16 protein-coding genes and 1 tRNA gene are annotated in these 23,294 nt (G+C 45.6%); 7 read left to right on the top strand and 10 right to left on the bottom strand.

Annotated elements, in window-relative coordinates; all coding sequences use genetic code 11:
• Position 1 precedes the first annotated feature (1 nt).
• The 8 genes from FN124_RS25775 to FN124_RS25740 all read right to left on the bottom strand — a co-directional run bounded on the left by FN124_RS25775 (position 2) and on the right by FN124_RS25740 (position 10,783).
• Complete coding sequence (locus FN124_RS25775; RefSeq protein ID WP_142687671.1) at positions 2-322, bottom strand: hypothetical protein; 321 nt, start codon at positions 320-322, stop codon at positions 2-4.
• Positions 323-330: 8 nt separating this feature from the next.
• Entirely contained in the window at positions 331-792 is a 462-nt protein-coding gene (locus tag FN124_RS25770) for a hypothetical protein (RefSeq protein WP_142687670.1), read from the bottom strand.
• A 276-nt stretch (positions 793-1,068) separates the two neighbouring features.
• Positions 1,069-1,153, bottom strand: a tRNA-Ser gene (locus FN124_RS25765).
• Positions 1,154-1,363: 210 nt separating this feature from the next.
• Positions 1,364-2,785, bottom strand: coding sequence for an efflux transporter outer membrane subunit (locus tag FN124_RS25760; RefSeq protein WP_142687669.1), 1,422 nt, complete (start codon positions 2,783-2,785; stop codon positions 1,364-1,366).
• 35 nt (positions 2,786-2,820) lie between these two features.
• Positions 2,821-5,985: an efflux RND transporter permease subunit gene (locus FN124_RS25755; protein ID WP_142687668.1), complete on the bottom strand. Its 3,165-nt coding sequence runs from the start codon at positions 5,983-5,985 to the stop codon at positions 2,821-2,823.
• A gap of 138 nt (positions 5,986-6,123) precedes the next feature.
• Positions 6,124-7,317, bottom strand: coding sequence for an efflux RND transporter periplasmic adaptor subunit (locus tag FN124_RS25750; protein ID WP_142687667.1), 1,194 nt, complete (start codon positions 7,315-7,317; stop codon positions 6,124-6,126).
• 341 nt (positions 7,318-7,658) lie between these two features.
• Complete coding sequence (locus tag FN124_RS25745) at positions 7,659-8,543, bottom strand: helix-turn-helix domain-containing protein (protein ID WP_142687666.1); 885 nt, start codon at positions 8,541-8,543, stop codon at positions 7,659-7,661.
• A 119-nt stretch (positions 8,544-8,662) separates the two neighbouring features.
• Entirely contained in the window at positions 8,663-10,783 is a 2,121-nt protein-coding gene (locus FN124_RS25740; protein ID WP_142687665.1) for an endonuclease MutS2, read from the bottom strand.
• 429 nt (positions 10,784-11,212) lie between these two features.
• Here FN124_RS25740 and msrA point away from each other — a divergent pair, with 429 nt between their 5' ends.
• From msrA to ygiD, 4 genes are all read left to right on the top strand, one after another.
• Positions 11,213-11,860, top strand: a complete 648-nt coding sequence (gene msrA, locus FN124_RS25735) for a peptide-methionine (S)-S-oxide reductase MsrA (RefSeq protein ID WP_142687664.1) — start codon at positions 11,213-11,215, stop codon at positions 11,858-11,860.
• Between the two features lie 358 nt (positions 11,861-12,218).
• A complete protein-coding gene (locus FN124_RS25730; RefSeq protein WP_142687663.1) occupies positions 12,219-12,638 on the top strand; it encodes a hypothetical protein in 420 nt (139 codons plus the stop codon).
• Positions 12,639-12,695: 57 nt separating this feature from the next.
• Positions 12,696-13,106 (top strand): Rrf2 family transcriptional regulator, encoded by a 411-nt coding sequence (locus FN124_RS25725; protein WP_142687662.1) that lies wholly within the window; start codon positions 12,696-12,698, stop codon positions 13,104-13,106.
• A gap of 92 nt (positions 13,107-13,198) precedes the next feature.
• On the top strand, positions 13,199-13,966 hold the full coding sequence (ygiD, locus tag FN124_RS25720; RefSeq protein WP_260607585.1) for a 4,5-DOPA-extradiol-dioxygenase: 768 nt from the start codon (positions 13,199-13,201) through the stop codon (positions 13,964-13,966).
• Positions 13,967-14,088: 122 nt separating this feature from the next.
• Here ygiD and FN124_RS25715 read toward each other — a convergent pair whose 3' ends face one another.
• Both FN124_RS25715 and proA read right to left on the bottom strand, forming a co-directional pair.
• Positions 14,089-16,482: an ABC transporter permease gene (locus FN124_RS25715; RefSeq protein ID WP_142687660.1), complete on the bottom strand. Its 2,394-nt coding sequence runs from the start codon at positions 16,480-16,482 to the stop codon at positions 14,089-14,091.
• A gap of 156 nt (positions 16,483-16,638) precedes the next feature.
• A complete protein-coding gene (gene proA / locus FN124_RS25710) occupies positions 16,639-21,270 on the bottom strand; it encodes an anti-phage protein ProA (RefSeq protein WP_142687659.1) in 4,632 nt (1,543 codons plus the stop codon).
• Between the two features lie 189 nt (positions 21,271-21,459).
• Between proA and FN124_RS25705 the strand changes: the two genes are divergently transcribed.
• From FN124_RS25705 to FN124_RS30990, 3 genes are all read left to right on the top strand, one after another.
• Positions 21,460-21,873 carry an SPFH domain-containing protein gene (locus tag FN124_RS25705; RefSeq protein WP_142687658.1) on the top strand — a complete coding sequence of 138 codons (414 nt, stop codon included), beginning with the start codon at positions 21,460-21,462 and terminating at the stop codon, positions 21,871-21,873.
• Between the two features lie 211 nt (positions 21,874-22,084).
• Positions 22,085-22,543 (top strand): DUF6934 family protein, encoded by a 459-nt coding sequence (locus FN124_RS25700; protein WP_142687657.1) that lies wholly within the window; start codon positions 22,085-22,087, stop codon positions 22,541-22,543.
• Between the two features lie 33 nt (positions 22,544-22,576).
• Positions 22,577-22,747, top strand: a complete 171-nt coding sequence (locus tag FN124_RS30990) for a hypothetical protein (RefSeq protein WP_185937374.1) — start codon at positions 22,577-22,579, stop codon at positions 22,745-22,747.
• Positions 22,748-23,294 lie beyond the last annotated feature (547 nt).

Below are 23,294 nucleotides of genomic sequence, written 5' to 3'. Positions count from 1 at the left end.
TTTACTTGCATTTTGTACCTTTTGTTCCCTCTCGATGAGCTTTATTTATTTTTACCATACCATTCCAAATTTGAGGAAAGATCTTCTTTAGGGCGCCCCCATAAATCGTTTCATCGAGCCCCTCATAACAAAGTGCATGGGCATCATACTTATCCATTTTGGGAAACAATTCAAGCATTGTTGCCTCCATGTCAGCCAATTGATTTGCAATCATTTCTTGATGCTGGAGATCTCCGGGTATCCTTTTGTAATATAAGATAGTATATACGAGTTCATGAATAATCGTTGCCGCTACATATTCCTCTGAAGCATTTTTTAACATGCCATCATTTAAAATATAGTACAGTATAAATCATCTCCAGATGTTTTTTTTGCAGTTACGTAGCGCGTATAAGTTCCTTTTGCGTAACCATCTGAAACCAGAGCCTTCACTTCTTCATTATATTTTTGAAATTCTTCAAGCACTTTAGTTTTTGAAGTCTCATGCCCCTTTACAAATTCAATAATTCGTGTAGACGTAATAGTCCTGGCCGTATTTACAAGCTCTGTTTTGAAATTACTTATTTTTACTTCTAAGGAACCTAAAAAGAAATTGAGCGATTTGGTATCTTCTTTAGTACCAATTGCTCTTCCTAAATACTGATCCCATCTGCGCATATCCCATTTGCGCTTTGTTGAGGTTTCCTTCGGAACTCCATCAACTGTAACTCTCACATACACATATCTGAACAGGTCAGATTTTCTTTTAGGGCTTTTTAAAAAGAATGTTAGCCCATAACTAATCTCTAGCATAATTCGACAATTTTTAGTATTAACAAATGTCGAAACAATGCACTCTCATGTCAAGTCGTTCACGGCTCGTATCCGTTGATTTACAAATACTTAAGTGTAAATCTATGGCACTTTATTTCACAATTTAAAAGTGCCACGATATTGCCACGTAGATACTGGCGTATTTTTGAAATTTTTAGGGGTTTTTCTCCCCAAAAAACAAAAGCCTGCAATTATAAAAATTGCAGGCTTTGTCAGCTTTTTTAAGCACTTTTAGAGTATTACTCCTACTTATCGCGGAGAGTCAGGGATTCGAACCCCGGGACCTGTTACAGTCAACAGTTTTCAAGACTGCCGCAATCGACCGCTCTGCCAACTCTCCAGGGACGCAAAAGTATAAAAGAAATTGAAAATAAAAAAAATTTGAGCCATTATTTTTCAAACCCCACACCAGCAAGGCTTTCAGCAATAAAAAATCCCGGTTTACGGACCGTAAACCGGGATGATATGATGAAAATGACGGACCTAAGCGATCTGATGATTCTATTGCTCTGCTGATGGTCTACCCGCTTGGATCCGTCATTTGCAAAGGCTATTTCCAGCCACCACCCAGGGAGCGGTACAGGTCTACCATAGCGCTGAGGCGTTGGCGGTCTATATCTGCCTGGGCCAGTTCAGCCTGCAGGGAGCGGGACTGCGCTGTAATTACTTCCAGGTAGTTAGCCATACCGCTGCGGAACAGGAGCTGGGCCTGTTGCACTGCCAGCTGTGAAGTATTTACCTGGCGGATGGCGATTTCCTGCTGCACTTTCACTTTATCCAGTTTCACCAGTGCATCACTCACCTCTCCTATTGCATTCAGGGCTGATTGTTTAAACTGGATCACCGCCTGTTCACGCTGTATTTTCGCTACTTCCAGCTGTGTTTTTAACTGGCGGCGCTGGAAGATGGGCTGGGCCACACTTCCGGCTACTGTACCAAACAGCGAGGCCGGTAAATTAAACCAGTTGCTGGCTTTAAAAGCATTCACTCCTCCGCTGCCGGTAATGGTAAGCGTAGGGTACATACTACCCTGTGCCACGCCTACCTGTGCATTGGCGGCTACCAGTCCCATTTCGCTGGCACGTACATCCGGGCGGCGGCTGATCATGGCCGCAGGAACACCTGCCGGCAATGAATCGGTAACCTGTAAATCGCTCAGTTTGGTACTGCGTGTAATCGTTGACGGTAGTTCACCGGTTAAAATGCGCAGGGCATTTTCCTGGATAGCAATACCCTGTTCCAGCTGAGGTATCAGCAGTTCGGCAGTTTGCTGCTGCGAAATGGCCTGTTGAACACCCAGCTCTGTTACATCGCCGGCTGCTTTCTGCAGGCGGATCATTTTCACAATGGTATCGCTGAGCGCAAGATTCCTGCGCGCTACGCTGAGTTGGTTGTCCAGCATCAGCAGGTTGAAGTAGCTGTTGGCAATAGCTGCCACCAGCCCGGTTTGCACCGCATGCTGGCCTTCGTACGACTGCAAATAGGTAGCTAATGCCGCTTCCTTCTGACGCTTTATTTTACCCCAGATATCTATCTCCCATGACATACCCACACCTATACTGAAATCCTCAATATGATCACCAAGATTATTAACGGAAAGGTTCAATCCATTGAAACTGTTCTTGGAAGGGAAGTTGGTACTACCTGATGCCGTTGCTGTAAAAGCCGGTAACCAGGCTACTTTCGCCTGTTTCAGATAGGCCTGCGCCGTCTCTACCCTCTTTACTGCCAGCTGCAGATCATAGTTGCCGGTAAGTGCTTGGCTGATCAGCTGCTGTAAGGTAGCATCTGTAAAAAATTTCTTCCATTCTATTTCTGCTATACTGCTGGTGTCTGAGGGCGCAGTGTCATTATTGAACTGCTGTGGCAGCGCCACCGGCGGCCGCTCGTAATTGCGGCCTACCCGGCATGCTGCTAACCCTACAACTAAGGAGAACAACAAAAAGTAAAATGAGCTATAACTTGTTTTCATTTGTCTTTTTTCTGATTCTGATAATAGATAATATTTTAGTGTACCAGTTTTGCCTCATGTTCTGCTTCCAATTCCACTATCGGCTTACGGCTGATTTTCTCTTGCAGGAACTGGAAAATTACAAACAGCACGGGTATGATGAATACCCCCAGGACCACCCCGGTAAACATGCCACCTACAGTACTCCAACCAATTGAATGATTACCTTTGGCAGATGCACCTTGTGTAAAGATTAATGGCAACATACCAACAATAAAGGCAAAGGAAGTCATCAATATCGGACGAAGACGAAGCTGTGCTGCTTCCAAAGCTGCCTGAACAAGCTTATAGCCTGCCCTTCGCCGTTGTATGGCAAACTCCACGATCAGGATCGCATTTTTAGCCAATAATCCTATCAGCATGATCATACCTATTTGTACGTAGATATTGCCCTCTATGCCGCTAAGGCCAATGAAACTATATACACCTAATATACCCGTAGGTACGGTAAGGATTACTGCCAGTGGCAGGATATAGCTTTCATACTGTGCAGCCAGCAGGAAGAATACGAACAATACACTCAATAAAAACACGAACGCTGTTTGATTCCCTGCTCTTATCTCTTCCCTGGTAATACCCGTAAACTCATAGGCATATCCCTGTGGCAATGCCTTTTTCGATACTTCTCCAATGGCTTTAATTACATCACCGGTACTATAACCTGGTTTAGGTGTAGCATTAATGGTAACAGCGGTATACAGGTTGTTTCGTGTAACTGTTTCCGGGCCATATACACGTGTGAATTTGGCCACTGTACTTACCGGTACCATCGTACCCAGGTTGTTCTTTACATAAATAGCATCCAATGAACTTTTATCCATCCGGTATGAAATATCTGCCTGCGCCATTACGCGGCTATATTTCCCGAAACGGTTAAAGTCTGAAACGAAACTACTACCATAATATGTTTGCATCGTGCTCAACAAATCACCTACAGATACACCCAATTGTTTCACTTTTACTTCATCTATATCAATGGTGTATTGTGGATTACCCGTATTAAAAGTAGTGAACGCACTTGCCACTTCCGGCCGCTGACTCAATGCACCAACAAAACCCCATGCCGTTCCCGCTAATTTCTCCAGCGATCCGTTTGTTCTGTCCTGCAACATCATTTCTACCCCGCTCACATTACCGAAACCCTGTATTGTTGGAAAACCAACAAAAAAAGTCAGGGCATCATGTACTTGCATTGATTTGCCTAACAAGCCGCCTGCAATAGCAGTCGGGTCTTTTACAACACCTCTCTCCTTACGATCTTTTAACCTCACAAATATCGCAGCATTAGGGGAAGCGTTCGCATTTGTTACGAAGTTCATCCCATTTGCAGCCCATACATCGCTCACACCTTCATCTTTCATCGTAATTTTACTGATCTGGCTCGTTGCATTCTCCGTTCTGCTAAGTGAACTACCGGGAGGTGTTTGGGTAATACCAACTACAAACCCCTGGTCTTCATCCGGAATAAAGCCGGTAGGCGTTGTTTTGATCAGCCAGAATGTTGCAACCACCACAAGTAACAATCCGGTAATGGCCACCCATCTGTTTTTCAGCAGGAATTTGATGCTCCGTATATATCTTGCCGTCATGGCATTAAAAGCCGTATTAAACGCATCGAAGAAGCGGGCGCCAAAACCTTTTTTCTTTCCACCTTCGCCTATATGCTGGTTCTTTAAGAATAAAGCACACAACGCCGGGCTTAGCGTTAACGCATTCACCGCAGAAATAAAGATAGCAATGGCCAGTGTAAAGGCGAATTGTTTATAGAATACGCCTGCAGGACCCTGTACAAAGCTCACTGGTACAAACACCGCTGCCATTACCAATGTGATCGAAACAATCGCACCGGATATCTCGCTCATCGTTTTAACTGTTGCCTCTCTTGCCGGCAAATGCTCACGTTCCATCGTTGAGTGCACGGCCTCTACCACCACAATGGCATCATCCACCACAATACCAATAGCCAGTACCAATGCGAACAATGTAAGCAGGTTAATGCTAAAACCGAATAATTGTAAGAAGAAGAAGGTACCTATAATCGAAACAGGAACAGCAATTACCGGGATCAATGTAGAGCGGAAATCCTGCAGGAAAACGAAAACCACGATGGCCACAAGGATGAACGCAATGATCAGTGTTTCTTTTACCTGGTCGATAGATGCATCCAAAAATTCCTTCGAATTATACATGATCTTAAACTTCATACCATCGGGCAACGCCTTATCAAATTCTCCAATCTGTCGCTCCAGTTCTGTAAGAATTTCATTGGCATTGGAACCCGGTGTCTGCACAATACCAAAACCAGTAGCCGGTTTGCCGTCGAGCAAATTCGAGGCAGTATAAGTATAGCCGCCAAGTTCAACCCTGGCCAAATCTTTAAGACGAAGAACAGAACCATCGTTCTTTGCCTTAATCACCATATTTTCATACTCTTCAGGCTTATTTAACTTTCCCTTGTATTTAATAATATACTCGAAAGATTCTTTACTACTTTGTCCCAAACGGCCTGGTGCAGCTTCTACGTTCTGATCTCTGATCGCATTCATCACTTCTGCCGTAGAAAGATTATTGGCAACAAGCCTGTCTGGTTTCAACCAGATACGCATCGAGTAATCTTTTGAACCAAAAGGCTGTACCTGTGCCACCCCTGGTATACGTTGTAACTGAGGGATGATATTAATCCTTGCATAGTTATTTAAGAACAGTTCGTTGTACTTAACGCTATCCTCGCTATATATCGCCACAAACATCAGGAAGCTGCTCTGCACTTTCTGTGTAGAAAGCCCGGCCTGTAATACTTCGGGAGGTAGCTGGCTATTAGCTTTAGATACGCGGTTTTGTACGTTTACCGCTGCAATATCAGGATCCGTTCCCTGTTTAAAAAAAACTGTCAGGACGTAGCTACCATCGTTGTTGGAATTGGAGGTCATGTATGTCATGTTCTCCACACCATTTACCGATTCTTCTATGGGGATAGCAACTGTACGGGCTATCACCTCCCCGTTGGCGCCAGGGTAATTGGCTATAACCTGTACAGATGGTGGCGCAATCTCAGGAAATAAAGCCGTAGGCAGGGAGAATAAAGACAACCCTCCCAGTATAACCAATATGATAGAAATAACCGTTGATAACACCGGTCTTTCAATAAATCGTTTTAACATAAATATCAATTATGGGTTGCGGTATGTCCGCACGAGCACAGGCAGTGCATGAGTGTAATAACACTGCCTGCGTCGCAATTTGAGTAATGTTTTGTGTAAACGTTTTTAAACACTAGCGTGTTTTCACGCTTAATTATTTTAAAGTAGCGGCTTTGCTTTCAACAAACTATCTATAGATACCATCTCTGGATGAATAACAACGCCATCTTTTAAACCACCCATCATCATGGTAGATTGAGAAGATAATACAATCTTATCTCCCACCTTTACGCCATCAGTAACAAAATAATAATTAGACGTTTTGCCGGAAATGGTTAGTGGTTTTGTAACGATTTTATTGCTATCGGCCACGGTATAAACAAACACTTTGTCCTGCAATTCAAACGTAGCTTCCTGAGGAATTACCAATGCAGAAGCATGTAAAGTAGGTACTCTGACCTTACCGGTGATACCACTTCTAAGTACTCCCTGTGCATTAGGAAAGCTGGCACGTAAACTAATTGCACCAATAGTTTTGTCAAACTGCCCTTCCACTATTTCAACTTTTCCTTTTTCAGGATAAACGCTTCCATCTGCCAGGATTAATTCTACCGGCGGCATTCCTTTTACTTTTTCAGCAACGCTGTTACCTGGATATTTTTCCTTGAATTTGAGGAAATCGGTTTCACTCAAAGAAAAATAAACACGCATATCCTTTACTTCAGAAATAGTGGTCAATGCGCCTGCCATTCCCCTGCTAACAAGGCTTCCTGTTTTAAAGGGAATAGTACCTATATAACCATCGCTGGGTGCGCTAATATTTGTGAACCCAAGATTGATGCGGGCGGCTTCTACCTGGGCCTGTGCCTGGGCAACATTAGCTTTCGCTGAGTTGTAACTTGCTTCGGCCGATTTTAATTGAACATCCGATACCACATTGTTACTAAGTAACGGTTTCAATTTATCAACGTTGATTTTTGCGTTCTCTAACGCCGCTGTTGCAGCTTGTAAATTTGCAGTGGCATTGTTAAGTTGCTCTACATAAGGTCTTCTGTCGATAGTGAAAAGTGTTTGACCTTTTCTAACGTAAGCACCTTCATCTACTGAAATATTCGTTAGATAGCCATCTACCTGTGGTCTTATTTCCACATCACGGGTTCCTTCTACCGAAGCAGGAAAATCCTGAAACGTTGTAGCAGGTAATGTAACTGCTTTAATTACAGGTAAAGATGCTGGTGGCGGTGCTTCATTCTTTGCCTGCGATGTGCTGCAGGCAGACAATACAGAAAGAACTATAAAACTATAAAGTAAGCCTGCCGGCAAATTTGTAAATGTTGATTTCAATGGTTTCATACTACTTTGTTTTAAACGACTAACAATAAAATTCCCCCGTGCGGTCAAGGCAGGTAACGGCAGCCTTGCTTCGCAGCAATCAATATCAGTGACAGCAATCGGGTTGTGAAATACAGGTAGGTAGCCCGCAATACTCAGACACCTATAATGTTACAGCACATTATACGTTTGAGCACAGCAATTTGTTACTACTGTAAAAAAGAAATTGAAGATTTGCGGTTGGCCGCTAAAAAATTCTCATCGGTTTTCAAATTTTGAATGATGCACGGGCGACATCATTATTTTAAACACAATGCAAAAATAGATATTTAAAGTTAACGAACGTTTAAATTATTACGGGTTTAATTGTACTTTTCACGGATACTCTTTTGAAATGATGCTGGAGTGAACCCGGAATGCTTCTTAAAGAAACGGTTAAAATAGGCATCATCTTCAAAATTCAACCGCGCTGCTATCTGCTTAATAGAGTGCTCACCCCAATACAGTAGCCGCTTTGCTTCCATAATGCGCTTTTCATCGATGATGAATTTTGCATTTCTTCCCAGCAACGCTTTTACGGTATCATTTAAATGTCCCGGTGAAACGTACAACATTTCTGCATAGTCAGATACCTGCGCTTTTTCATGAAAATGCTGATCAACCAGTATCTTAAACTGCCGCGCCATGTTATATTGTGAACTTTCTGCATTCATCCAGTTTCCGGATGGCTCAGAAATACGTCCACATGCAATAACAAAGGCATTCAACAGGTTACGGATAATCGCTTCCTTACGCAGCTTGTCACTGTTGTATTCTTTCCTGATCAGGTCTGCATACGACAATACTTCTTCCAGCTGCTCCTCATTCAACGGCACCATACCTGAACTGAACACACAGCGCCAGCAACTCACCACTCCCTGCATTTCGGGCACCAGGAAGTCGTTGGTGAAATATATATTAATTAACTCCGCATCTTCACTCATTTCATGCTGGTGTACCTGGTTAGGCTCCATCAGCATCAGCGCCGGCGCCGTCATATCATATCTTTTAAAATCGATCGACTGCCGTATGCTGCCCTTTATCAATATATCTATGCTATATCCGTTATGACGATGGGGAACATTCATATCGCCCATACATTCAAGTCCGTTCCATTCACTCATGAAAAAATTAGCCCCTTCTGCGTAGTCGCAGTTATAAACCTGCACATCCGAATTTCGTGTTACAACACGTTCTAATAGTTCCATTGGTTTACTAATTTATATAGGTGACCACCATTAAAATTTGAGGAGTAAAGGTAGTTGAATAAACATGGTTGCTCCAACTATACCGCTTATAGATAATTTCTATATTGCTTCTTTCTATATCATTTCCCTTCCTCAACCTTTTCCGCAGGTTTTTCCTGCACCAGTACAAGATCGCTCAGCTTCACATTGATAGGAATATTACCGATTTTTACAATAGCACGCTTGTCGCGTATCTCCAGCACCTTACCTACCTGCCGGTTAGTAACTATCTTCACCTGGGTACCTACTTCTATCTGTCCTTTGATCTCCTCAAATTTGTCCTGCACTTTTTTATTGAGATGCTCTGTGTGCTGTTTCTCACGGCGGCGGAACAACAGGATCTCCGCCTGTTTCATCACTTTCTCCTTGTCATCGGCGCGTTTCCACTCTACCACAATCTGCTTCAGCTTACGCTCCATATCTTTCAGGTACTGCAGGTCATCTTCCTTAATCTGGTTCTGTAATTTCAGCAAAGTATACTGCTGCTGCTTACGTTCTTTATCTGCCAGGATCTCGTATTCCTTTTTCAAACGCTCATTTTCCTTCAGTAATTTCTGCAGCTCTTTCTCTTTATGTTCTATTTTCTGCAGATCCTGTTCTGCTTTGTTCAGCAGCTTATCCAGCTGGAAATGGCCTTCATCCACCAGTTTCTTGGCCCGCGCAATAAGCGAGGGATGCAAACCAATCCGTTCAGCAATGGAGAATGTATAGGAACTGCCGGGTTTACCCACCATCAGTTTATACATAGGCATCAGGGTTTGTTCATCAAAGCCCATAGCTCCGTTGACGATCCCTTTTACCTTGTTGGCCATTACCTTCAGGTTCAGGTAGTGCGTAGTAACCACTCCATACGCATGCTTTTTCGCCAGCTCCTCCATGATCACCTCTGCAAAAGCACCGCCCAGGTTTGGATCAGATCCGCTTCCCAGCTCATCTATAAAGAACAAGGTTCTGCCATTGGCGTTTTCCATGAAGTATTTCATGTTCTTGAGATGGGAACTGTAGGTGCTCAGCTCAAATTCGAGCGATTGCGTGTCCCCGATATGGATCATCAGCTGCTTAAAAATGCCGATCTGTGACGAAGGGTGTACCGGCACCAGCAGGCCCGACTGCAGCATCAGCTGGATTAGCCCTATGGTTTTCAGGGTCACCGTTTTACCGCCGGCATTAGGCCCGCTGATCACCAGGATATGCGCATCTTTATCCAGGTTAATGCTCACCGGGATGGTAGGCTTCTGGTTTTTCCGGTTATAAAGCAGCAGCAACGGGTGATAGGCCTGTATAAGATTGAGCTGCGAATGCGGCACCAGCATGGGGTAATTGGCATCCATATCCAGCGCCAGTTTGGCTTTTCCCCGGATAAAATCGAAGGTGCCAAGTATCTCATGATAGCCGTTCAGCAGGAAGGAAAACCCGCTTAATGCGGCCGTCATGGCTTTGAGGATACGGTATACCTCGCGGCCTTCCTCTCTTTCGAGCGACTGTATATCATTATTAAGCTCTATGGTTTCTTCGGGTTCCAGGAAGGATGTCTTACGGGTGTCAGATTCCCCGTGAATGATCCCCTTTACCATACGCTTATTTTCCGCATAAATGGCCACCACCCTGCGCCCGTTGAGGAAAGCTTCCTCCTGGTCGGCCAGGTAGTTGAGTTTCTGCAGCTTCTGCAGGATGCGGTCAAACACGCGCCGTAATTCCGTACGCTTGCGGTATAGCGAAATACGGATGCGGGCCAGTTCCTGGGAAGCGTTGTCCCTTACCTGCCCGGTCTCATCCAGCACCTCGTCGATGGTAGCAGTGATCTTTTTTTCATAATGGGTTTCTTTGATCACCTCAAACAATGCAGGGTATTGGGTACGGCGGTCGTGGTCAAAAAAGCGGACAATGCTATGCATGCTTTCTGCCAGTTTACGCAGCAGCATGGCCTGTTCCCCCGTTAGCACCGCGCCTTCGATAGACAGCAGGCGCAGTTCCCTTTTGAGGTTCAGTATAAAATCGTTCGGAAAGTTTTCCTGTAACAGGGTGAGTTGTTTATATTCATGTGCCTGTTGCAGGGCAGTTTTTACGTAATCTATATGCGTGTGCAGGCGGAGCGCTGCGGCCATTTCCTTGCCCAGCTCAGTTTTGCAATGCTCTTGCAGCAAAGCCTGTACTTTGTCGAATTCCAACTGCATCAACGCAGATTCAGGAAAATATTTCAAGTGTTATTTATTTAAAGTAAAAAGGCACCAACAATCGGGTATTGTTCGTGTCTGCGTAAAAGGTTTACGTTCATATGCGCGCAAAGGCGCTGCCAATATAGTGGCGGAGAAAGCTGATCCGGGAAAATTAATTAATTCTTGTTCATCTTTATTGTCATTATGCTATCAAACGTTATCCGGCAATTCCGGCTTACTATCGGTTCCTGCTGCTGCTGACGTATGCTTTTAAGCGTTTTCCGGGGCGCTCCTAAGTTCCCGGAAACTGCAAAAGAATGTTAAAGTTACTTAACTTGTCCGTCTCCTCCATCATATATTACGTAAATTATAAAAAGGAAAGGCTTTTCAAAGATGCCCGGAATAGCTGCAACGCCTTAACAGCAGGGATTCCGGACATATAAAAAAAAGCTGCATCTTTGAAATATTATTTTTATGAGAAAGTATTCAATATTCATTTGCCTGGTTGCACTGGCGTTTTCTGCCTGTGCCCAGCAAAAAAAAGACAAAGTGCCAGGAGATATGGAAGTAAGCAAGAATGAAAAAACGGCTACAGCCACCTTTGGAGGCGGTTGCTTCTGGTGTACAGAGGCCCAGTTCCAGTACCTCGACGGAGTAATTAAAGTACAATCCGGCTATGCCGGGGGTAATGTGCCCAATCCTACCTACGAACAGGTGTGCACCGGCACCACCGGCCATGCAGAAGTTATCCGGGTTACCTACGATCCCACCAAGATCAGCTATGAGGAACTGCTCCAGGCCTTCTGGCTAAGCCACGACCCCACCCAGCTGAACAGGCAGGGGAATGATGTGGGAACACAGTACCGCAGCGTGATCTTCTATAATAATGAGGACCAGAAAGAGAAAGCGGAATTTTATAAGAAGAAACTGCAGGAATCCGGGGCATACGACAAACCCATTGTAACGGAAATTGCACCGCTTACTACCTTTTACGGGGCGGAAGACTACCACCAGAACTACTATAACCAGAACGGGTCTCAGCCATATTGCACTTTTGTGATCAAGCCCAAGCTGGAAAAGTTCAAAAAAGCGTTTGCCGGGCATCTGAAAAAGCAGCCCTGAGGAACGGCATTACAGCACCTGCCGGTTTTTCCAGGTAATAAAATCAGGGGAACCTAACTGTAAAGCTGACGCTGTATTTAATACGTCAACTGTAAGGTTTTCAGTACCAAAACATCGGCAGGTTACTGTATGGATAAAGCTCCGGTATGGATACTCCCGGTTTCCGCCGTATTTCCGCCGTAGATACGCCATATTTCCGCCGTAGATACACTGTATCTATATAAATACAGCTTATTTATGTTGGATCATTATTTGTCACCCAGGTATGATCTTCCTCTTACTGCCTTTATAGTTATAGCTGAAACCTGAAAAACTTTTATTAACTTATGCAGCAGTTAAATAAAAAGTTCCACCATTAATGAGCACTGTACAAGTATGTCCCTGGTGTGGGAGCACGGATATTATCCGTACCATACCGGAAAAAGACCCTTTTAACGTATTGGTTATCTGCCAAAGCTGTCAAAAGGTAATTATAGACGAAACGTCCCCGGAGAAACGGAAAAATTCAGCTACCAAACGTACCATAGAAGAAAAAGCCATACAACTGAGCCTGCATTCCGGGAAATTGCACGCCATTAAGTACTACCTGACAGAAATGAATAAGCTTCCGGGCACCAATATCGGCCTCCTGGAAGCCAAAGAAGCCGTGGAAGCCCTGATTGGCGCCCGTGGAGTAGCCAGCGCCGTAAAACAGCCCAGCCGGAACGGTTGCGTGATCGCCCTTATTATACTCGTGCTCATCATTGCCAGCATTGTTTACTTCTATACCCACAGATAAATTTTTCCGTTCCCTCCTATTATTGTACTTTTGTACTGTAATAAAGTAGATTACAGAATGAACAACGGAAGATTCCCCATATCACTACATATTCTCACGTTGCTGGCCAGCGCGGAAGGGGAACTCCTGTCGTCCGATTATATTGCCGGCAGCATTAATATTAACCCCGTACTGGTACGGAAGGAAATCAGCAACCTCCGCAACCATGGGCTTATAGAAAGCAAGGAAGGTAAAAACGGAGGCGCCACACTGGCTAAACCAGCCGAAAAGATCCGGCTGTCCGATGTATACCACGCCGTACAACAGGCTTCGCTGCTGGGAAACAGTAAGAATAAGCCTAACCCCGATTGCCCCGTAGGGAAACAGATCAACCAGCATCTGGACCACCTCTACCGGGAAATTGAGGGCGCCCTGCTGCATAAACTGGAAAAAATGAGCCTGGCCGACTTCTTACGCCAGTTCGCATAAATTTTATCATCAAAGGCATTGCTGCCAGGAGGAATAGTATGCAACTCAACGATCTCAGGAATATAACCGGCGAATTTAAAAACAGTCCCCGTATGCCCGTGATGTTTATCGGGCACGGAAATCCTATGAATGGTATCATGGATAACCCTTTTACACGGGCGTTGGGTAACATGGGACAGGATTTACCTCAAAAGCCCAGCGCCATCCTGGTAATATCCGCCCATTGGCTCACGAAAGGCACCCACGTGCTGGTAGCGCCCCAACCGGAAACCATCCACGACTTTGGCGGGTTCCCGGAGGCGTTATATGCCGTACAGTACCCTGCGCCCGGCGCACCGGAACTGGCACGGGAAACCAAAGAACTGATTACATCCACCAATGTGATAGAAGACGATCACTGGGGCCTGGACCACGGTTCATGGACGGTACTGAAACATATGTACCCCATGGCTGATATCCCCGTGTTCCAGTTAAGCATCGATTATCACCAGCCACCGGAATATCATTTTAAACTGGCTGCTGAACTGAAAGCACTGCGGGATAAAGGCGTACTGATCATGGGAAGCGGCAACATTGTGCATAACCTCCGGCAGGTACTGTTCACGGATAATGCAAAACCATTCGACTGGGCCGTTTCCTTTGACCAAACCGTGAAGCACAAACTGGAACAGGGCGCATTCGCCGATCTTGTGAATTATCATTCCCTGGGCAGGGAAGCGCAACTGTCGGTTCCAACCAACGATCATTATCTCCCAATGATCTATACATTGGGACTGGTCGGTAAAAACGAGGAAATAAAATTTACTTACGAAGAAATACAAAACGGCAGTATCAGCATGCGATGCTTTAAAACTGCTTGAGTTACCATAGAAACCGATTAAAAAGCAAAATGAAGGCTTTGAAATTCGTTTAAATGATAACAAGCTCCCTAAGGCAGGAGTGCAAACAGGGGCAGACCATCCTTTTAGGTCTGCCCCTGTTTTTATTCAGCCCTTAAACTTTTCACTGGATTGGCCAGCGCTGCTTTCATTGCATGAAAACTTACAGTGGCCAGTGCTATTACTACCACAGCGCTGCCGGTAAGCACAAACACCCAGATGCTGATGCCCGCGTGATAAGCAAAGTTATTCAACCACCGGTCCATGATCCACCAGGTAACAGGGAACGCCACTACTGCAGCAATGAGCAACAACTGCAGGAAATCTTTCGACAATAATTTCACAATATTACCGGTACTGGCACCCAGTGTTTTGCGCACACCTATTTCCTTTGTCCGCTGTACAGCGGTGAAAGCAGCCAGGCCAAAGAGCCCCAGGCATGCAATGAACAATGCCAGCACTGCAAACAACATAAATATGGTTTCCTGTTTCTGCTCTCCGGCATATTGCTTCGCAAAATTCTGGTCTATGAAACTGTAATCGAACTGATGGCCCGGATCAAAGGAATGGAATACCTTTTCGATATAGGCAACGGTAGCAGGAATATTGGTCTTGCTCACTTTTACATATATATTATCCTCCATACTGGGGAAAGGAGGCATTTCCAGTACCAGTGGTGCTATTTTATGTTGCAGGGAATAGATATGGAAGTCCTTCATAACGCCGATGACTACACGCTCAGCGCGGTTGCCTTCCTGGTTTATTTTGAACTGCACCCGCTTTCCGATAGGATTGTCCCAGTTCAGTGTTTTGGCAAGTGTTTCATTGATCAGTACTGCATGGTGCATATCTGACTCACCGGTATCTGAAAAATTACGGCCGCTTTGCAGGGTAATACCCATTGTTTTCAGGTAATCCGCATCTACCATATAGTTCTGCGCAATAATAGAAGCCTCGGAAATACTACCGTTCTGCTCAAAGAAAAAGCCATGGCCGCCAATGTTGTTCCGGCCAATGGGGTTGCTGGCTGCAGCTACCTGCTGTACCTGCGGATTACGCAACAGCTGTTCTTTCAGCACCGGGATCTTATTCCGCATCTGCTGATCCGGTAAGTGAAAAGACAATACCTGGTCTTTATTGAAGCCGAGATTCTTATGCATCATGTACTGCAGCTGGTCGTATGCTACCATGGTGCTGCCCGTTAAAATAATGGCTATCACAAACTGGAAAGTAACCAGTCCTTTGCGGAAGCCAGCATGGCCGCTGTTGCCCAGCTTACCTTTCAGGGAATTGATCACCTTAAAGCCAGACATAAATACCGCCGGGTAAACTCCTGCCAGCAACCCCGTTAATAAAGCCAGCAATAACATCACCACAATGGTCTTTAACACGCCGAACTGCCACAGCTGCACCTGCGACCCGGTAAAGCTATTGAACCAGGGCAGTAATAAGGCTACCAGCCCCATTGCCGTAAGCGCTGCAAAAAAAGTAAGCAGCATGGATTCTGTCAGGAACAGGCGTGCAATCTCCTCCCTGCCTGATCCCATACTTTTCCGTACGCCTACTTCCCGTATACGTGCGCTGGCACGGGCGGTGGCAAGGTTCATATAGTTAATACAGGCAATCAGCAATGTGAGCAAACCAATGCAAAGGAAAATATAGATGTACAGGATATTTCCATTAGCCGATATTTCATAATCGAGGTGCGAATGCAGGTGAATATCTTCTACAGGTTGTAATTCCATTTTATAGGTCACCTCTCCCATGCGTGGTTTTATATAACGTTCAAAGAACGCCGGCAGCTTGCTTTCCAGCGCTTTGGCATCTGCGCCGTCCCGGAGTAACAGGTAAGTATATACGTCGAAATTCTGCCAGCCGTTGGCATTATAATCAGGAGGCATTACCCTCAGTGCGCTGAAAGAAAAATGCGAGTTAGACGGAACATCTTCCATTACAGCGCTTACAGTATAAGCGGTGCTGTCGTCCGTAAGAATAGTTTTCCCTACTGCTTCTTCAGGGCTGCCAATAAGTTTTTGGGCGAGGCTGCGTGTAAGTACCAGCGAATTAGGCTGGGCCAGGGCAGCAGCAGCATCTCCTGCCGCCATCGGGAAATTGAACACCTCAAAAAAGGTGCTGTCTACGAAAAACATATCCCCTGCTTCCAGTTTCTTTTGTCCGTATTTCAATGCGGCGCCGCCGTCTGCTTCTACCCTGGTGATCTGCTCTATTTCAGGGTAGTCTTTTTTCAATACTGCGGCAAAGGGTGCGGAGGTAGAGGCCAGGTGTAGGTTGCCGCCGGACCATGTGGCATGGTTAACGGCCCTGTATATACGATTTGCCTGCGGGTAAAAATTATCATAACTGGTTTCCCGTTGTACATAAAGCAGCAGCAGCCAGCAAGCTGCCATGCCTATCGAAAGCCCGGCTATATTGATCAGGGAATAATACTTGAACCTTACCAGGTTACGCCATGCTATCAGGAGATGATTTCGAAACATCGGGAGAAATTTTTTAAGTTGATGACTATCTCACACTTTCTCTTCTCCACACATGAAAAGCAAAAACATGCCATCCAGGGCGTATATTATATACCAGCATCAAACGCATATCAACAAATCACATATGTCCGGTTTCAGTACATTACCTGTGCGGTATCACACCTTCAGCAGTTCTCCTTCCTGCTGCACCAGGTTATTGGCAATACTGATGTCAATAGCTTTAAGGATCTCTTCTTTTATTTCTTCGGTAACACGGCTGTAGCCAAACATCCTGGCAATGAAAGGTACTGCGTCTTCCTTTTGGATAGCTACGGCATCTTTCACTACTTTTTCCAGTGCCACACCTATTTCCTCTACTGCGATATAGTTGATCTTCCTGGCGGAAGCCGGCAGCTGGCTGCGGTTACGCACCACAGGTGTTGGCAAAGAAGTATGCCAGAGGAATTGTCCTTTGATCTTTATCCGCTTGCCGGCATCAGAATGACGTACTGCATGACGCAGTATTTCACGGATGCGGGGCCCTACCCTGGTAATGCCTGCCGCTTCTACCATACGCCGCGCCAGCTCATCAAAATGCACGGGGCTTTCCACGGTAACTACCTGTTCTATCCAGTTGCATAATTTACCAATCGGGGAAAGATGGAATTCCTGCTCCCTGATTTCATCGGGCAGCACTGCCATTTCATAATCGGGTACTTCCTCTTCTGTTTCAGGCACTGCTTCCCTGGTTAATATTGCTGCTGCTTCTTTTTCTACATCTGCAGCCACCTGGTCGTCGATAGCCACCGCTGCTTTTGCTTTTTCAATGGCCGCCACCAGGCGGTTCAGCTCCCGTTCAGGATTGCGGAACCAGTCGGTGCTCCATACCCGGTGGATTTTCCACCCGATGGCTTCCAGCACCTGCTGCCGCAAACGGTCACGGTCGCGGGCGGAGCGGGCGGAATGGTAAGCCGCACCATCGCACTCTATCCCCAATATATAACGGCCCGGATTTTCTGCATCTACAATAGCCAGGTCAATATAGAATCCTTTTGATCCTACCTGTTTACGGACGGTATAACCGAGGGCCTCCAGCTTTGCCGCTACATTTTCTTCAAAGGGGCTGTCGGCCGGAAGGCCTGTTTCCTCTGTCATATAAAGCTTTCCGTGCTGTGCAAAATACAGGAAGTTCTTCAGTGATTGTATGCCATAGCTTTTTGTCCTGTTCACATCAATATCATCGGCAGTGATATTGGTAAATACTTCACAACGCATTTTTGCCCGGGTGATCAGTACATTGAGCCTTCTTTCACCACCTTCATTATTCAGCGGGCCAAAAGACATGGCCACATAGCCTTCCTCCGTGCGACCGTAACCGATAGATATAAAGATCACATCTCTTTCATCTCCCTGTACGTTTTCCAGGTTCTTTACAAAGAAGGGCTCGTCCTGGTGCGCCATGAAATACGATTCCAGTTCCGGCGATTTGCGGCGGCGCAATTCCAGCGCATCGCTGATCGCCTGCCGTTGCGAGGTACTGAAAGCTACTACACCCAGGCTGAGCTCCGGATGCCTGCGGGCATGCTCCATCACCGCATCAGCCACTATTTCCGCTTCCTTTGGATTGGTGCGGGTTTTACCACGATCATATGCGGTATCTTTCAAATGATGAAATACCAGTCCTTTCCGTTCTATATTGCCAGGGCTGGGGAAGATCACCAGTTTATTATCATAAAATTCATGATTCGATAAAGTGATCAGCGATTCATGCCTGCTCCTGTAATGCCAGCGCAGCATACGTTGCGGTGCGCCCTGTGCATCACATAAGCCCAGTATGCTCTGCATATCTGCGGTTACATTTTCTTCATCATCTGTTTCACGGGTAAGGGAATCGAAGAAACTGGTAGGGGGTAACTGCTTATTATCTCCCACTACCACCAGCTGCCTGCCACGTAAAATAGCTCCCAAAGCCTCTACAGGCTTTACCTGGCTGGCCTCGTCAAAAATTACAAGATCAAACTCCAGCGTAACGGGCGGTAAAAAGTTAGCAATAGATAAGGGGCTCATCATAAATACCGGCTTAATGGCCTGTATTGCCAGTCCCGCTTCCTGCATCAGTTTGCGGATAGGCATATGCCGCGCCTTTTTATTAAACTCTGTGCGCAGGATATTTACCTGTCCGCCTGCATCCACCCTCGGCATTTGTTCCCAATGCTGCAAGGCAGCGCGGGCGCGGTTATACTGAAGATTCAGCAGATCCAGTTTCCTGAACTGCTCCACTATTTCCTCATGGCCCGCACGTTCAAACTTACGCAATGCCGGTTGCGACTTCACCGCTGTTTCCACCAGGTACTCATACCATGTTTTCTCCAGCGCTGTTCTCAGTAACCTGGCGCCTCCTTCCCATTCCTGTACCGGTGTAAGCAGGCATCCAAGCTGTTCCTGTATAGCCGTTTCCGTTATATTGTTCCATGCAATAAGATGATGTATCTCCGGCAGTTTATCGCTCCATGTCTGCAATTGCCATTGCTGTGCATCCAGCTGCACGGGGAACTGGCCCGCAGGCATTTCCAGCCGGTTAAGCACAGCACTGTTGCGTTGCTGCTGCTCCTGTAACTGCCGGGCGAGCTGCTGCTGATCCGCAAGGGCTTCCGCTGCATTCCGGTTATTATGCAGCCATGCCACTACCTGCGGAGGGCAGATACCTGCCGAAACGCGTGTATGCAGTTCCGTTATATAGCCTGTGGCTTCCTGCAATGCCTGCCATTCCGTATGCGCCTTCTGCCACCTGCTGCCAAACAACTCACGGCCCAGGGCGGCATGTTCCTTTAAAAGTGCATCATGTCGCCTGAACTCCATGATTGCATCCACATACTGCAGTTTATCTTCTTTATCGCGTGGCAGCTCCTGTTTACATAAAGCTGCCAGTTGCCGGTTACTTCTTTTGTAAGCGCCTATGAGGAACTTGTACCACTTATGACCATGTGCCAGCAGGTTCTCCCTGATCTCCATTACATTCTGCTCCCAGGCTTCAGGAATAAAGACCTCCTGGTACTGCTCCTGCACAGTGGTAGCCGCCACGCCGGCAGCCAGCCATTCCGTGATGTCCTGTTTTTGCAGCAGCCAGGCTTTATTGACAACATCTATATCGCGCAGATCGGGTTGTTGCGCCAGCAATGCACAGATATCAATAAGCGTATGTACAGCGGTAATATCTTTGGGAGATGGAATACGCATCTTCCCCGCGATAGCGGAAGTTGTTTGCATCAATGCTTCCTGTGCCGTTAATGCCTCTTTGAGCAATTGCGTAAACGCAGCCTGTTCATGCGGCAACAGTACAGTAAGCCGGCTGCCACGAAAGGCAAGGTTGGCTGGTACGCCTGTTTCCTGCAGGCATGCCTGTATCCGCAATGCCATGGCAGTGGCCTTGTTCATAGCAGCGGTATCCCATTGTGTGATATCCGGTATTTGTATAGCGGGTAATGTAATGCCTGCCGTTTCTTCGTTTAACCGTAACAGGTAGCCTATTACCTGGTGGGCGGTTAAACCGCTTTTTTCTATCGCCCCGTTTATAGCAAGGCAATAATCATTCAGTTCTTTCTTGTAATTATCCAGGAGCAGCACTTCTTCCTGTAACTTACGGATAGACGGCCGCCCCAGTTCCAGCACCTTTCTCAGCTCCTGGTGCAGTTCTTTTTTATTGGCTTTATGACTATGGAGCTCCAGGCAGGCTTCCCCCAGCTGTATATTGTCCAACCGGCGTTTCACCACTTCCAGCGCCGCCATCTTTTCCGCCACGAACAATACCTTTTTCCCCCGCCCGATAGCATCAGCAATGATGTTGGTAATAGTCTGTGATTTACCTGTTCCGGGGGGGCCCTGTATCACCAGGTTACGGCCCTCCTGTACGCTCAGCATCGCCATAACCTGGGAGCTGTCTGCATCCACTACCTGGAACAGTTCATGCGCATTTGTTTCATTGTCGATGAACACATCGTCCTCCAGTTGTGGAGCAGTATCCGAAAATCCGCCGCCAAAAAGGCTTTGAATAATAGGATGCGTTAGTATATCATCTTCTTGTCGCCATTTGGAGGCGTCCAGGTCATTATAGATCAGGAATTTGCCAAAAGAGAAAAAGCCCAGCTCCACTGCATCGGGGGCTACTTTCCACCCGGGGAGGGGTTCCACCGCCGCAGCCACTTCTGCCAGGTAGGCGTTCACGTCAAAGTCTTCTGTATCAGGAAGATCCGGGATATCAATATTAAAATCCGCCTTCATTTTCGCCTGCAGTGAAATATTGGCGCCTACTTCTTCCAGGGAGTATTTCACCCGGAAACGTTCCCTTGCACTGGAGCGGTCCAGCAGCACCGGCACCATGATCAGCGGTGCAAAACGCGCTTCTTCACTACCGGCAGCCTCGTACCATTGCAGCATACCCAGGGAAATGTAAAGGATGTTCACCCCTTGTTCTTCCATGCTCATCCTTGCTGCATAGTAGGTATTCAGCAGCCGGGAATGCAGGGTTACCTGGGTTTCGTTGGTTTGTAAACGGGTATCGGTCAGTGCGTCTTTAGACACTGGTTCACTATACTGTACTGTTTCTTCCTCCTGTTTCTTTTCGGGGTGGCCGAGAAACGACATGGTTTTACCTTCCCGCACCAGTATGTCATAAATGGCAGCAGATTGTTCTTCTACTATATGTAAACCTTTGCCGGCCGGCAACTTGTAATTCAACAATGGATTTCTAAGGCCCAAATCCAGCAATTCCTTCCGGGAGGATTCCAGCCTGGTTAATATGGATGCGATCATAATTGGCAAAATAAAACGCTACAAATATAATTTTAATAAACGGTGAAGAAGATGAAGAAGTATACAAACGTGGAAAATCCTGTTTCCAGGGATATGCGTTACCGTGAAAACGGCTGCCTGTATATGATTATATGCCTATATTTGAGATTGAACCCAAACCCCGTTCTGCGGTGCAGAACATATACCCATATGAATACGAGATCAATTATTTCACTCTCCACCTTTGTTCTTTTAGTATTGACTGGTCTGATTATACTTGGATTATGGGGCTGTCCCCAGTACAAAGTGTACTCACAGCGCATGGAAGGAGAAGCGCTGCTGGCGCATGCGCAGGCGTCTAAAGAAGTGGCCGTGGCGGAAGCCCGCGCCAAAATGGAAAGTGCTGCTATGCTGGCCGCCGCAGATACCATCCGCGCACATGGTGTGGCCCGTTCCAACCAGATCATCGGCGAATCGCTGCGCAACAATGAAGCCTACCTGCATTGGTTGTGGATCGATAATATCGAGAAAAATCCGCAGGCGGTGATTTATGTGCCTACAGAAGCGAATTTGCCTATACTGGAGGCTGGGAGAAGGCCGTGGGCGAAGGATACGGCGAGGTAGTGCATATCAAAGCAAGGATGAGATCCTTGCTTTGATTCATTATTAGTATTCATCCGCTTATACAAAAACATGGCAACATAAGCGGCGATAAAAAGAAAAAGTTGCGTAGTCTATTTTCGATTCCTGACCACTATTATTCGCTTTTTTTTACTGGTAAACAATAGCTGCATCGCAATTAGATTTATATTGCGTCCTATCTAAAAATCCAGGGATGAATCTTGACAAATATGATTGTTTCACAGATACAGCATATGCAAGTTTCTCTTTTGACAGTATTGGGCCCAATGGCACAATAAAAAAAATTGTGAACTACCAACCAATCCCTGATGCTGTGTGGCCCGATGGCAGGCAGGTTATTAATTTAGGATTTGGAGATTGGAATGAGGAAGAACAAAAAGTAGATGACTCGACGGGTTCTAACAACCAGGATAGGGATAAAGTTCTTGCAACAGTTGCTTGTACAATAATCTCTTATTGTGATAAGCACGGAAATCTACCAATCTTCGCTCAAGGGAGCTCCCCTGCCAGAACCAGGCTTTATCAAATGAGAATTAACGCACATCTGGTGGAAGTAGAAAAATTGTTCATTGTATATGGGCTTTTTAATGGCGTGTGGAAAACATTTGAACCAGGCTTCAATTATGACGCATTTCTGGTTGTTAAAAAATAATGTTAACTTTACCTGGGTTAAAATAGGAGTTTTATGTTTTCTAAATTTTTAAAGAAGAAAAAAGAAAAAGCTCTCAAAGGGGGAAGTGCTAAAGTCCGCAAGTCAATGAAGGATTATAGCAAGGAGGATTTTTTTGTAAAAAAAGTTGAAGCAGCGAAAGAGGTGTTAGGTAAATGGGGGCTTCCCAATGAGTTGTCTAAATAATAGATTAAGCTTATAAAATAATGAGAGTGTCTCACATTTCGAGTTACCCTTATTATTTTTAGAAAACAGGCTATAAATAAAAATTTGAAGATAGTAAGTTGTTTCTCCCGCTTGGCCGTTTATTAAATTTGGAATAACGTTCGACTGCATTGAAACTTCATTTAAGACAAATCAGCATCTTTTTCTGCCTGATAAAAAGTTAGAATTGAGATTCATTTACAGACATTAACGACATACAACACAGGAAAAAGACAACCCAACAAAGCTAAATAAGCTGCTTCACTTTCAATTCGACCTATTCATCAAACGCTGAAAGCAAATTGGGCTGTAAAAGACTGCTTAAGCTTAAATGGGCGACGTTGAATATTTGAGGACAGATATCCAACGACAAAATTCAATAATATTTGATAGATTTCAAATAAGTAGTTGTGATAACATCATCTAAATATTATCAAGATTACCAAACAAGTTTCGGCGATAAGGAAATCCATCCCATTCCATTATTGTATTCAATTAGATGGGGGAAGTTTACTGGAAGGAGAAATTC

It is taken from the genome of Chitinophaga polysaccharea (genome assembly GCF_902150045.1).
GTDB classification, from domain to species: Bacteria; Bacteroidota; Bacteroidia; order Chitinophagales; family Chitinophagaceae; genus Chitinophaga; species Chitinophaga polysaccharea_A.
Note: the sequence above shows the minus strand (reverse complement) of the source record. Positions and strands in the feature narration are given on the sequence as shown.

Bases quoted from the DNA above. Each gene is read 5' to 3' on its own strand.
- FN124_RS25775 (WP_142687671.1), bottom strand. From the start codon at position 322: ATGTTAAAAAATGCTTCAGAGGAATATGTAGCGGCAACGATTATTCAT.
- FN124_RS25770 (WP_142687670.1), bottom strand. From the start codon at position 792: ATGCTAGAGATTAGTTATGGGCTAACATTCTTTTTAAAAAGCCCTAAA.
- FN124_RS25760 (WP_142687669.1), bottom strand. From the start codon at position 2,785: ATGAAAACAAGTTATAGCTCATTTTACTTTTTGTTGTTCTCCTTAGTT.
- FN124_RS25755 (WP_142687668.1), bottom strand. From the start codon at position 5,985: ATGTTAAAACGATTTATTGAAAGACCGGTGTTATCAACGGTTATTTCT.
- FN124_RS25750 (WP_142687667.1), bottom strand. From the start codon at position 7,317: ATGAAACCATTGAAATCAACATTTACAAATTTGCCGGCAGGCTTACTT.
- FN124_RS25745 (WP_142687666.1), bottom strand. From the start codon at position 8,543: ATGGAACTATTAGAACGTGTTGTAACACGAAATTCGGATGTGCAGGTT.
- msrA (WP_142687664.1), top strand. From the start codon at position 11,213: ATGAGAAAGTATTCAATATTCATTTGCCTGGTTGCACTGGCGTTTTCT.
- FN124_RS25730 (WP_142687663.1), top strand. From the start codon at position 12,219: ATGAGCACTGTACAAGTATGTCCCTGGTGTGGGAGCACGGATATTATC.
- FN124_RS25725 (WP_142687662.1), top strand. From the start codon at position 12,696: ATGAACAACGGAAGATTCCCCATATCACTACATATTCTCACGTTGCTG.
- ygiD (WP_260607585.1), top strand. From the start codon at position 13,199: ATGCCCGTGATGTTTATCGGGCACGGAAATCCTATGAATGGTATCATG.
- FN124_RS25715 (WP_142687660.1), bottom strand. From the start codon at position 16,482: ATGTTTCGAAATCATCTCCTGATAGCATGGCGTAACCTGGTAAGGTTC.
- proA (WP_142687659.1), bottom strand. From the start codon at position 21,270: ATGATCGCATCCATATTAACCAGGCTGGAATCCTCCCGGAAGGAATTG.
- FN124_RS25705 (WP_142687658.1), top strand. From the start codon at position 21,460: ATGAATACGAGATCAATTATTTCACTCTCCACCTTTGTTCTTTTAGTA.
- FN124_RS25700 (WP_142687657.1), top strand. From the start codon at position 22,085: ATGAATCTTGACAAATATGATTGTTTCACAGATACAGCATATGCAAGT.
- FN124_RS30990 (WP_185937374.1), top strand. From the start codon at position 22,577: ATGTTTTCTAAATTTTTAAAGAAGAAAAAAGAAAAAGCTCTCAAAGGG.